Origin of the sequence: Brucella tritici (assembly GCF_008932295.1) — a bacterium.
GTDB lineage: Bacteria > Pseudomonadota > Alphaproteobacteria > Rhizobiales > Rhizobiaceae > Brucella > Brucella tritici.
Genome location: NZ_WBWA01000019.1, coordinates 46,121 through 58,255, shown reverse-complemented (window position 1 = coordinate 58,255; position 12,135 = coordinate 46,121). Strand labels below are relative to the sequence as shown.

Here is a 12,135-nt window from a genome sequence, read left to right as displayed (position 1 = left end):
TTCCCCTTACGTGTTTTACGGAAAAGCCTGTGTAGTAGCCCGATAACACCTATTTGCTGCCCACTCGTGCCAGACTGTTGCCACCAGATACACGTTCAAGGGAGGAAACAATGTCCGGTAAGAAGATACTCATGCTTTGCGGCGACTTTGGTGAAGACTATGAAACTATGGTCCCGTTCCAGACACTTTTGACGGTTGGCCACACGGTTCATGCGGTCTGCCCCGGCAAGAAGGCTGGCGATCATATCGCGACAGCCATTCACGACTTCGAGGGCCATCAGACCTATACGGAAAAGCCGGGTCATAACTTCACGCTGAACGCGACCTTCGCCGAGGTGAAACCGGAGAGCTATGACGCACTTGTCATTCCCGGTGGCCGGGCACCGGAATATCTGCGCCTCGATGACAAGGTTATCGCTGTGGTGAAGCACTTCTTCGAAGCAAACAAGCCTGTTGCCGCAGTCTGCCACGGCGCGCAATTGCTGGCCGCAGCACGCGTTCTGGAAGGTCGAACTTGCTCTGCCTATCCAGCCTGCCGTCCAGAAGTTGAGCTTGCCGGTGGCACCTATGCCGATATTCCGGTCGATCAGGCGGTTACGGATGGCAATCTGGTCACGTCGCCCGCATGGCCCGCCCATCCTGCATGGCTGTCACAGTTCCTTACTGTGCTGGGCACCAGGATCACGCACGCTTGAGCCGACTTGATCTTGCCTGCAACCATCATCCGGTTGCAGGCAGCTTCATATTGCGCAAAACTATCCGGAGAGCTTCATCCGGGAGAAAATCATGTGCAGATTGTTCATCGGTGCCAATCCAGAACTCTGGCAGAGCGTGACGCGCTCTCTGCGCATTGATGGCGTTGTCACCAGCGTCCGACTTGAAAACTTCTTCTGGTGGACACTGGAGGATGTTGCTTCCCGAGACAGTCTCAGCGTGAGCCGCCTTATCGGAAAACTCTACGGTGAATCTCGCGAGGAAGGCCACGACCTCGACAATTTTGCCTCGTTCCTGCGCGTCTGCTGTGGGCGCTATCTCTCGCTGCAACTGAGCGGCCTCGTGCCGACCGACAAGGCAGCCGCCATTTCCGCGCTCGACGCCGATGCCATTTTGGCACGCGAACAGGACAATTACCGCCTGCAGCAGGAGAGCTGGAAGAAGCCGCGCAATGGCGAGACGGCAACGCATCGCGCTGCCTGACCCAAATCAGTCTCCTTCCCAATTTTTTGACTGCCAATTTCACCTATAGGCCAAAGAATAAGCCTCTTACGCTTTGCCTTATTCGCCGTGAGTGCTATACGGGCGCGACGTATTGAAAAAGAGGCTTCATCCATGGCAAAAATCAAGGTTGCGAACCCAGTCGTTGAACTCGACGGCGACGAGATGACCCGCATTATCTGGCAGTTCATCAAGGACAAGCTGATCCATCCCTATCTCGACGTCGATCTGAAATATTACGATCTGTCGGTTGAAAACCGCGATGCGACCAATGACCAGGTCACCATCGATGCAGCCAACGCTATCAAGGAATATGGCGTCGGCGTAAAGTGCGCGACCATCACCCCTGACGAAGCGCGCGTTGAAGAGTTCAAACTCAAGAAGATGTGGAAGTCGCCTAACGGCACCATCCGCAACATTCTCGGCGGCGTGATCTTCCGCGAGCCTATCATCTGCAAAAACGTTCCGCGTCTCGTGCCGGGCTGGACCCAGCCGATCATCGTTGGCCGTCATGCTTTCGGCGACCAGTACCGCGCGACCGATTTCAAGTTCCCCGGCAAGGGCACGCTTTCGATCAAGTTCGTCGGTGAAGACGGCGAAACCATCGAACACGAAGTCTATCAGGCTCCGTCGGCTGGCGTGGCAATGGCCATGTACAATCTCGACGAATCGATCCGCGAATTTGCACGCGCTTCGTTGAATTACGGCTTACAGCGCAACTACCCGGTCTATCTCTCGACCAAGAACACCATCCTGAAGGCCTATGACGGTCGCTTCAAGGACATCTTCGAAGAAGTCTACCAGACCGAATTCGCAGACAAGTTCAAGGCTGCAAAGATCTGGTACGAACACCGCCTCATCGACGACATGGTGGCTTCGGCTCTCAAGTGGTCCGGCGGTTATGTATGGGCTTGCAAGAACTACGACGGCGACGTGCAGTCGGACATCGTGGCTCAGGGCTTCGGCTCTCTCGGCCTGATGACCTCGGTTCTGATGACGCCGGATGGCAAGACGGTTGAAGCTGAAGCCGCACACGGCACCGTGACCCGTCACTACCGCCAGCATCAGAAGGGCGAGGAAACCTCGACCAACTCGATCGCTTCGATCTTCGCCTGGACCCGCGGTCTGGCGCATCGCGCCAAGCTCGACGACAATGCCGAGCTGAAGCGCTTTGCTGACACGCTGGAAAAGGTCTGCGTGGACACCGTCGAAAGCGGCTTCATGACCAAGGATCTGGCCCTGCTCATCGGTCCGGATCAGCCTTGGCTTTCGACCACCGGCTTCCTCGACAAGATCGACGAGAACCTCCAGAAGGCCATGGCCGTCTGATAAAATCTTCGACTTTTATTGTCGACATGGAAAACCCGGCAGCACCGCTGCCGGGTTTTTTCATTTCCTTTTCAAGGGAAAAAGCGCATCCTGCCACCGCTTACAGGGAGGATGAAATGGCTGAGTTGAAGCTCTATACCAACCCGATGTCGCGCGGACGTATTGCGCGCTGGATGCTGGAAGAGATCGGCAAACCCTATGATGTGGAAATTCTGGATTTCGGCCCTCCGATGAAGGGACCTGACTACTGCACAATCAATCCGATGGGCAAAGTTCCCGCCCTGCGCCATGGCGATGCGGTGGTGACGGAAGTAGCCGCAATCTGCGCTTATCTCGCAATGACGTTTCCGGAAGCTGGCCTGGCGCCGCACCCCAATGAGCGCGCGGATTTCTTCCGTTGGCTGTTCTTTACGTCAGGTCCCGTGGAAGCCGCCTTGTCCAACCATGCGCTTGGCTTTGAAATCCCCACAGACAAGCAGGGAATGGTCGGCTACGGCAATTACGATACAGTGGTCAACACATTGGAGAAAGCGGTTTCGCGCCATCCATACATCACTGGTGACCGCTTCACGGCAGCTGATGTTTATGTCGGCTCGCACATCGGCTGGGGCCTGCGCTTCGGCACGTTGCCGGCCAGAGGAGCGTTCGTCGCCTATTGGGACCGACTAAAAGATCGTCCCGCCATGAAGCGCGCCACGGAACTGGACGAGGCAGCGGCCGCAGCCACACAGCATTAACAACATAATGCTGGCTGTTCAGGTCACGTAATCTGGCCAGCCAGCTCAAACGTGCGTGAGAATGCTTGCGCACCTTTTGGCGAGAACGCGATGACACGCCCCGCCTCGCGGCGTGCCCAGCCCTTTGAAATGAAATGGTTCAACAGCGCTGCACCGAGCGCTCCGCCCAGATGGTTGCGACGTTCACTCCAGTCGAGGCAGTGACGACAGACCGGGCGCTTGCCCTGCTCCAGAGTGGTCACATCAACGCCAAGGCAACTGAAAAACGACTTGCCCTTTTCTGTCAGCACCGGCTCATTGTCATCAACAATCAGCCCAAGCCGATGCGAGGCATCGAGCATTTCCACGCCGCGCTCACCGGCCAGATGGTCATAGCAGATGCGTGCCTTGCGCAGCGCCTGATCTTTCGGGCCGGTCCGCACCCGCACAGCGCCAGTGCGTTGCGCGAGGCCCATAAGCCCCTCGAGGACCTGCGCCACATCTGTTCCAGAAAGCCGGAAATAGCGGTGCCGCCCCTGCTTCTCCGCAACCAGCAAATTGGCCGCATCGAGCTTTGCAAGATGTCCGCTGGCGGTTTGCAGCGTCACACCTGCGGCTGATGCAAGTTCACTGACAGTCAGCGCGCGTCCATCCATCAGTGCCGTGAGCATGTTTGCACGAGCCGGATCACCGAGGAGTGCTGCAACGGAAGCTATGATCGGACCATCTTTCATACTTCGATGCTAACCGAACTATGAAGGCATTTCAATTGTTACATTGTCAGCATCGAAGACATGCATTTCAAGGAGACACGCATGATTACCTGTTTCATCCGCTATCAGATCGACCCGTTCAAAGCGGATGCCTTTGCAGAATATGCGCGCAATTGGGGAAAGGCCATCCCGCGCTGCGGCGCTGATCTCATCGGCTATTTCGGGCCGCATGAAGGTTCTTCAACCACGGCCTACGGCGTCTATTCAATCGAAAGTCTTGCCGCGTATGAAGCATATCGCGCACGGCTCGCCGCAGATCCGCTGGGACGCGAGAATTATGAATTTGCACGCCGCGAACAATTCATCCGATCCGAGGACCGCATCTTCCTTAAACTCCAATCCGCACCGCATGGGGAGTTCATCAAGCCATGATTGCCGTCATATTCGAAGTCTGGCCTGCCGATGGCGACAGACGCGAACAGTATCTCGATATTGCCGCAGGCCTGCGCGAAGATCTTTCCAGGATTGACGGTTTCCTGTCGATCGAACGTTTTCAGAGCCTGACCGATCCCGACAAATTGCTTTCGCTCTCGTTTTGGCGCGACGAAGATGCTGTACGCGAATGGCGCAACCTGCCGTCTCATCGGGTAGCGCAGGGCCAGGGACGCAATGGCGTTTTTGAAAACTACCGTTTACGTGTAGCAAGCGTCATGCGCGACTACGGCCTGGATGAGCGAAGCGAGGCGCCAGACGATAGCCGCACGGTTCATGCGGCCTAATTCCGTCAACAAAAAAGGCCGGGATAACCCGGCCTTTTATTGCATTAGATAATGAGTGCCTTGACCGCTGCAATCGCAGCATCAGCCTTATCGCCATCCGGCCCGCCAGCCTGCGCCATGTCCGGGCGGCCGCCGCCGCCCGCACCACCGAGGGCCGCAGAAGCAGCACGAACCAGATCGACCGCGCTGAAGCGGCCAACCAGATCTTCTGTCACCGCAGCCACCGCGCTGGCCTTGCTATCTTCGCCGACACCAATGAACAGCACCACACCGGAACCGACCTGCTTCTTGCCTTCGTCGGCAAGCGGCTTGAGATCACGTGGAGAAACGCCAGTCACGATCTTGCCGAGGAAGTTGACGCCATTCACGGCTTCAACGGCGCTGCCGCCGTCTACCGAACCGCCGCCAAGCGCAAGCTTCTTGCGGGCATCGGCAAGTTCACGTTCCAGCTTCTTGCGTTCATCAAGCAGTGCGTTGACACGTTCCAGCGCTTCGGACGGTGTCGTCTTCAGGGCACCGGCGATGGCCTTTACGCGTTCGTCCTGCTCTTCGAGGTAAAGACGTGCCGCCTCCCCCGTCAGCGCTTCCATACGCCGAACGCCAGCGGCAACCGCGCCTTCCGAAACGATGCGGACGAGGCCGATGTCTCCGGTCTGGCGCACATGCGTGCCGCCGCAAAGCTCGACTGAATAGGCCTTGCCTTCCTTCGAACCATGCTTGGCGGTGCCCATGGAAACGACGCGCACTTCATCTCCATATTTCTCACCGAACAGCGCCATGGCACCCTCGGCAATCGCATCGTCAACAGCCATCAGACGGGTGCTGACGGGAGCATTCTGCAGAATGATTTCATTGGCGAGACTTTCCACCTGCGTCAGCTCTTCAGCCGAAATCGGCTTCGGATGCGAAAAATCGAAACGCAGACGATCCGGTGCAACGAGCGAGCCCTTCTGTGCGACATGGCTACCAAGCGTTTCACGCAGTGCCTCATGCAGAAGGTGTGTCGCCGAATGGTTGGAGCGGATGCGCGTGCGGCGCACCGAATCCACTTTCAGTTCGACAGCATCGCCGGTCTTCGCCGTCCCCTTGGTGACTTCGCCGATGTGAACGAAGACGCCTTCGCCTTTCTTCTGCGTATCCTTTATTGCAATAGCAAAACCTTCACCAGAGATCGTGCCGGTGTCGCCCTGCTGGCCACCGGATTCTCCGTAGAACGGGGTCTGGTTGACGACGACCGCTACGGTCTCGCCTTCGGAAGCCGACTGTACTTCCGCACCGTCGCGCACCAAAGCAGTGATAACGCCTTCGGCAGTCTCGGTCTCGTATCCAAGGAATTCAGTCGCTCCGACCTTATCCTTGATACCGAACCAGATCGTTTCGGTTGCAGCTTCGCCGGAACCGGCCCAATTGGCACGGGCCTCGGCCTTCTGGCGCTCCATGGCGGCACTGAAGCCATCCGTATCGACGGCAATGCCGCGCTGACGAAGAGCATCCTGCGTCAGATCGAGCGGGAAGCCATAGGTGTCGTAAAGCTTGAAAGCGGTTTCGCCGTCGAGACGATCACCTTCAACAAGGTTTTCCGTCGCATCCGACAGAAGACCAAGACCGCGATCCAGCGTCTTGCGGAAACGGGTTTCCTCGAGCTTGAGCGTTTCGGAGATCAGCGCATCAGCGCGGATCAGTTCCGGATAAGCCTGTCCCATTTCGCGGATCAGAGCTGGCAACAGACGCCACATCAATGGCTCTTTCGCACCCAAAAGCTGGGCATGACGCATTGCGCGGCGCATGATGCGACGCAGCACATAGCCGCGGCCTTCGTTGGACGGCAGGACACCGTCGGCGATCAGGAAGCTCGATGCGCGCAGATGGTCAGCAATGACGCGGTGGCTGGCGCGGAACTCACCTTCAGCCTTCACGCCGGTTGCTTCTTCGGAAGCGCGGATCAGTGCCTTGAAGAGATCGATATCGTAATTGTCATGCACGCCCTGCAGGACCGCGGCCACGCGCTCCAGCCCCATGCCCGTGTCGATGGATGGACGCGGCAGGTCAATGCGCTGTTCGGGCGTGATCTGCTCGAACTGCATAAAAACGAGGTTCCAGATTTCGATAAAACGGTCACCATCTTCGTCAGCCGATCCGGGAGGTCCACCCCAGATATGATCGCCGTGATCAAAGAAGATTTCAGAGCACGGACCGCAGGGGCCGGTATCGCCCATTGCCCAGAAATTATCGCTGGTAGCAATGCGGATAATGCGGTCATCGGAAAGACCGGCGATCTTCTTCCAGTAATTCGCGGCATCATCGTCCGTATGGTAAACTGTGACGAGCAGCTTGTCCTTCGGAAGACCGAATTCCTTCGTGATCAGGTTCCAGGCGAAGCTGATGGCATCTTCCTTGAAATAGTCGCCAAACGAGAAATTGCCGAGCATTTCAAAGAAAGTGTGGTGACGGGCGGTATAGCCGACATTGTCCAGATCGTTGTGCTTGCCACCGGCGCGAACGCATTTCTGTGAGGTCGTCGCACGATTATAGGAACGATGCTCAAGACCTGTAAAAACATTCTTGAACTGCACCATGCCCGCATTGGTGAACATCAGCGTCGGATCGTTACGCGGAACGAGCGGGCTCGATGAAACGACCTCATGCCCGTTTTTGCGGAAATAATCGAGGAATGTGGACCTAATCTCGTTGACGCCAGCCATAAGTCACCCTTGGGCTTTTTTGCCCTGCACGGATACAGCTTTGCAGAAAGCTGCATCAATTATCCTGTTCAAACTCCCACAGCCGCCAACCGTCGTCGAAAGCCCGAGGCTCTCCCGCACTGCTAGGACGTGAAGTGGAGTTTTCGGTTGACCGCTTTTAACGGTGCCTTGCTTTTCTGTCCAGATAAGTACGCTGCGCCATAAAAGCAATTTCTGCCGAATGACGATAAATGCGGGCGGAAAATCAGCCCTGCCCGCCCTGCAAAAACATCTCGTCGCAAAAACAAAAGCCCCGTGCAATTGCACAGGGCTTCGCTAATTCATTCGATGCTATCTATCTTACATTTCAGCAGCGTCGCCTGCGTCGTCTTCCGGTCCGCCATCTTCGAGGAACTGTTCGGCAATCAGACCAGCATTCTGACGAAGCGTGGTCTCGATCTCGCGGGCTACTTCAGGGTTGTCCTTGAGATATTGCTTGGCATTTTCACGGCCCTGCCCCAGTCGCTGGGAATTATACGAGAACCATGCACCGGACTTCTCGACGACACCGGCTTTCACGCCAAGGTCAACCAACTCACCGGTCTTGGAAACGCCAGCGCCATACATGATGTCGAATTCGACCTGCTTGAACGGAGGCGCAAGCTTGTTCTTGACGACCTTCACGCGGGTCTGGTTGCCAACAACTTCGTCACGTTCCTTGATCGAACCGATACGGCGAATATCGAGACGAACCGAAGCATAGAACTTAAGGGCGTTACCGCCGGTCGTTGTTTCCGGCGAACCGAACATCACGCCGATCTTCATACGAATCTGGTTGATGAAGATCACCATGCAATTCGAACGCGAGATCGATGCGGTCAGCTTGCGCAGCGCCTGGCTCATGAGACGAGCCTGAAGGCCCGGCAAGGAGTCCCCCATTTCGCCTTCGATTTCTGCACGCGGTGTCAAGGCGGCGACGGAGTCAACGACGAGAACGTCGATAGCGCCCGAACGCACAAGCGTGTCAGTGATTTCAAGTGCCTGTTCGCCCGTATCCGGCTGCGAAATCAGCAGATTTTCCAGATCTACACCCAGCTTACGTGCATAGACAGGATCAAGCGCATGTTCCGCATCGACGAACGCACAGATACCACCCTTCTTCTGTGCTTCCGCGATTGTATGCAGCGCGAGTGTCGTCTTACCGGAACTTTCCGGTCCATAAATCTCAACAATACGTCCTTTGGGCAAGCCGCCGACACCCAGCGCGATGTCCAGAGAAAGCGAGCCGGTCGGAACGGTTTCGATCTCGATAACCGGGGCATTTTTCCCCAGGCGCATGATCGAGCCCTTACCGAACGCCCTTTCGATTTGCGACAGCGCCGCATCGAGAGCCTTAGTCTTGTCCACTGAATTTTCCTCAACAAGTCGCAATGAATTCTGAGACATCTTACACCATCCTCTTGTCTCGCTAGAAGCCCGGCAGGCTCGTTGCCACTATCTATTTGTATCTGTTTTGTTCTCATTTGGCAATGATGTTAACCTATTGAATATAAACGATTCCGTATTTTTGTTCTATAATCGTTCTCTAACATCAGCGAATACGAAAATAATCGAACTATCCACGAATTAACTTATTTCAAACCAAACTGCCCTCGTGCCGATTCGGAAAGACAAAGAAAAACGCAGCCCTTCTTTCGAAGAACTGCGTTTTTTGAAGCCTATTAACCCGGAAAGGGAATCAGCTTGCGGCGCGAAGCGGCGAGATCTGGATTTCCACGCGACGGTTCTGTGCACGGCCTTCCGGTGTTGCGTTAGTGGCAACTGGCTGGCTCGCACCATAGCCGATAACGGCGAAGCGACGCGGATCAATACCTTGCGAACCCAGATAGCTTGCGACTGAAGCGGCACGGCGCTGCGAAAGAGCCTGATTGTGGCTGACGCTGCCGGTCGAATCGGTATGGCCATAAACGTCCACAAGCGTCTGGTTGAACTTGCGCAGCACAATCGCGACCGAATTAAGCGTCGGATAGAACTGGCTCTTCACCTGATCCTGATCGGTATCGAAAGTGATGCTGGACGGCATATTCAGGATGATCTGGTCGCCGTTACGGGTCACGGAAACACCGGTGCCCTGCAACTGTGCGCGGAGCTCATTTTCCTGACGATCCATGTAATTGCCAATTGCACCACCGCCGAGTGCACCGATACCGGCACCGATCAGAACGGCATTGCGCTGCGCGCGGCTGGAACCGCCGACCATCAGGCCACCGAGGGCGCCCACAGCCGCGCCAATCGCAGCACCGCCCGCAGTGTTCGACATCTTCTGTTCCCCGGTATAGGGGTCGGTGGTGCAGCCTGCCAGAAATGTGGCGGCGAAAAGGGCAATACCGATCTTCTTCAGCATGAAATGGTCATCCTCAATTAGCGAATCCGCTCGCATGATAGTAGCGATTAAGGCCGGATGGTGTCTCAAATGCGAGACTGAATCCGGTCTGTTGCTTTTTAGCCGATGCCTCCGCAACTGCGCAACTGCGTGGCGTAACGATTGGCCATGGATTGGGCCCGTTTTGCGCCGTTGAGCGCCGTAGCATTCCCGCGCCAGGCACCACGTGCATAACCGCCATGGCCCGAATAGTAAGCGAGATAAAGACTGTAGGCATCGGCGCGATTGATGCCGTTCTTCAGATAGCTTTGATAGTGATACCAGCCAATGAAATGGATAGCGTCCGCAAAATTGGTGCGCGATGCCGTCCACCGACCCGTTTCCCGCTTGTAACGATCCCAGGTGCCATTCAGCGCCTGCGAATAACCATAGGCGCTGGAGGCCCGCTTCCACGGGATAATCCAGAGAATCTTGGTACGTGGCGGGCGTGCATAGGGCTGGAAGCCGGATTCGGTATAGATTGTGGCCATCAGAACCGGAACCGGCACACCAAACTCGCGCGAAACCCGCGTGGCAGCCGTCTGCCAGTTATTGAACCAACCGTCGCGTTGATCGAAGACCGCACACACATTGTTGACCTGCCGTGGGGCGGTCGCGCAGCCTCCTAGGATCACGAGCGCGACGAGAAACAAAACGCGCATCATGGAAAACCTCGTCTCTTTGCAAAGATTGATAAAATGTAAAGATTAAGAAGACCTTTCCAACAATGGGTCACGTGTTCCCGATGCCTTCAAACCCGCGTGAAGCAGCAAAGCAAAAGCCGCTGCCAATATGACAGCGGCCCGAACTGTGCCTAAACTGTGCCTAAACTGTGGATGAATGTGGATAACTATGGGGATAGTGGGTTTTCAAAGGTCGAAATTTTCTGAGAACCCATGCTTGGAGCGTTTCCGCTGAAACAGAACCGCTTCAAACTTCAACGGCGTCCCTGTCGTTCCTGTCGCAAACGCGCCCAGTATTCGAGGCGCTTGCGGATATCCCGTTCAAAACCCCGCTCCGGCGGATCGTAGAACTTCTGCCTGCCCATGCTTTCCGGAAAATAATCCTGTCCTGAAAACGCGTCTGGCTGATCATGGTCATAGGCATAGCCATCCCCATACCCCTCATTCTTCATGAGTTTGGTCGGCGCGTTGAGAATATGCTTCGGCGGCAGCAGGGAACCGTTTTCCTTGGCCGCGCGCATCGACGCTTTATAAGCTACATAGACAGCGTTCGATTTCGGAGCCGTCGCAAGATAGACACAGGCTTGCGCCAGCGCCAGCTCACCTTCCGGAGAACCGAGATAGTCGTAGGCATCCTTGGCAGCGTTGCAGATGACCAGTGCCTGCGGGTCAGCTAAGCCGATATCTTCAACGGCCATGCGCACAAGCCGCCGCCCGAGATATAACGGGTCTTCACCTGCATCAAACATACGGGAAAGATAATAAAGCGCCGCGTCGGGGTCCGATCCCCGCACCGACTTATGCAGCGCCGAGATCAGATTATAATGTCCATCCTGCCCCTTGTCATAAACCGGGGCGCGGCGTTGCACGACATCCTGCAGCTTTTCAGCGGTAAACACTTCATCGGGACGCGCCGCGCGCCATACTTCCTCGGCAAGCGTCAGCGCCGCGCGTCCATCGCCATCTGCCATGCGAACAAGGCTTGCCCGTGCTTCCTCGTCCAGTGGCAGGGGACGTTCTTCCTGCTCTTCGGCACGGGTCAGAAGCGTTGCAATGCTCTCGCCGTCATGAGGATGGAAAGTCAGCACTCTCGCCCGGGACAAAAGAGCGGCATTGAGCTCGAAAGACGGGTTTTCCGTCGTGGCGCCGATCAGGATAACGGTGCCATCTTCCATGACCGGGAGAAACGAATCCTGCTGTGCACGATTGAAGCGATGAATTTCGTCTACGAAAAGCAGTGTCTGGCGTCCCGACATGCGTCGCGCGCGGGCCGTTTCAAAGACCTTCTTGAGATCGGCAACGCCGGAGAAAATCGCCGAAATCTGCTCAAACGCCAGATCGGTCTCCCCGGCAAGCAGGCGCGCAACGGTCGTCTTGCCGGTACCGGGAGGCCCCCAGAAGATCATGGAGCCGAGCGAACCGGACGCAATCATGCGTGTCAGCACACCTTCGGGCCCGGTCAGATGTTCCTGACCGGTTACTTCCGACAGATGCTTCGGACGCAGGCGATCAGCAAGCGGCCGGTTGCGGTCCGCGTTCGGGTCTGCCGCTGCTGAGAAAAGGTCGCTCATTTCATTCGCTCTATCAAAAGACTAAT

At 56.3% G+C, this 12,135-nt stretch carries 12 protein-coding genes; 6 read left to right on the top strand and 6 right to left on the bottom strand.

Going from position 1 to position 12,135, the window contains the following annotated elements; genetic code table 11:
* The first annotated feature begins 110 nt into the window (after window positions 1-110).
* The 4 genes from F9K91_RS17870 (at window position 111) to F9K91_RS17855 (ending at window position 3,281) form a co-directional block, all read left to right on the top strand.
* On the top strand, window positions 111-695 hold the full coding sequence (locus tag F9K91_RS17870) for a DJ-1/PfpI family protein (RefSeq protein ID WP_151678350.1): 585 nt from the start codon (window positions 111-113) through the stop codon (window positions 693-695).
* A 91-nt stretch (window positions 696-786) separates the two neighbouring features.
* The gene (locus F9K91_RS17865; protein ID WP_151678349.1) at window positions 787-1,197 is read left to right on the top strand and encodes a ribbon-helix-helix domain-containing protein; all 411 of its coding nucleotides are present in this window, start codon (window positions 787-789) and stop codon (window positions 1,195-1,197) included.
* Between the two features lie 132 nt (window positions 1,198-1,329).
* Window positions 1,330-2,544, top strand: coding sequence for an NADP-dependent isocitrate dehydrogenase (locus F9K91_RS17860; RefSeq protein ID WP_151652462.1), 1,215 nt, complete (start codon window positions 1,330-1,332; stop codon window positions 2,542-2,544).
* A gap of 116 nt (window positions 2,545-2,660) precedes the next feature.
* Window positions 2,661-3,281, top strand: coding sequence for a glutathione S-transferase family protein (locus tag F9K91_RS17855; protein ID WP_151652461.1), 621 nt, complete (start codon window positions 2,661-2,663; stop codon window positions 3,279-3,281).
* Between the two features lie 23 nt (window positions 3,282-3,304).
* Here F9K91_RS17855 and F9K91_RS17850 read toward each other — a convergent pair whose 3' ends face one another.
* Entirely contained in the window at window positions 3,305-3,994 is a 690-nt protein-coding gene (locus F9K91_RS17850) for an ArsR/SmtB family transcription factor (protein ID WP_061346166.1), read from the bottom strand.
* 81 nt (window positions 3,995-4,075) lie between these two features.
* On the opposite strand from F9K91_RS17850, the gene F9K91_RS17845 reads away from it, so the two are divergent.
* Complete coding sequence (locus F9K91_RS17845) at window positions 4,076-4,405, top strand: NIPSNAP family protein (protein WP_151652459.1); 330 nt, start codon at window positions 4,076-4,078, stop codon at window positions 4,403-4,405.
* Entirely contained in the window at window positions 4,402-4,752 is a 351-nt protein-coding gene (locus F9K91_RS17840) for an antibiotic biosynthesis monooxygenase family protein (protein WP_151556424.1), read from the top strand. Before F9K91_RS17845 ends, F9K91_RS17840 begins: the two co-directional genes overlap by 4 nt.
* A 44-nt stretch (window positions 4,753-4,796) precedes the next feature.
* Here F9K91_RS17840 and alaS read toward each other — a convergent pair whose 3' ends face one another.
* From alaS to F9K91_RS17815, 5 genes are all read right to left on the bottom strand, one after another.
* Entirely contained in the window at window positions 4,797-7,454 is a 2,658-nt protein-coding gene (gene alaS / locus F9K91_RS17835; RefSeq protein WP_151678348.1) for an alanine--tRNA ligase, read from the bottom strand.
* 339 nt (window positions 7,455-7,793) lie between these two features.
* The gene (gene recA / locus F9K91_RS17830) at window positions 7,794-8,879 is read right to left on the bottom strand and encodes a recombinase RecA (RefSeq protein ID WP_012091915.1); all 1,086 of its coding nucleotides are present in this window, start codon (window positions 8,877-8,879) and stop codon (window positions 7,794-7,796) included.
* A gap of 292 nt (window positions 8,880-9,171) precedes the next feature.
* Window positions 9,172-9,837 carry an OmpA family protein gene (locus F9K91_RS17825; RefSeq protein ID WP_010659932.1) on the bottom strand — a complete coding sequence of 222 codons (666 nt, stop codon included), beginning with the start codon at window positions 9,835-9,837 and terminating at the stop codon, window positions 9,172-9,174.
* 98 nt (window positions 9,838-9,935) lie between these two features.
* Window positions 9,936-10,520 carry a transglycosylase SLT domain-containing protein gene (locus tag F9K91_RS17820; RefSeq protein ID WP_061346161.1) on the bottom strand — a complete coding sequence of 195 codons (585 nt, stop codon included), beginning with the start codon at window positions 10,518-10,520 and terminating at the stop codon, window positions 9,936-9,938.
* Window positions 10,521-10,792: 272 nt separating this feature from the next.
* Complete coding sequence (locus F9K91_RS17815) at window positions 10,793-12,109, bottom strand: replication-associated recombination protein A (RefSeq protein ID WP_151678347.1); 1,317 nt, start codon at window positions 12,107-12,109, stop codon at window positions 10,793-10,795.
* Window positions 12,110-12,135 lie beyond the last annotated feature (26 nt).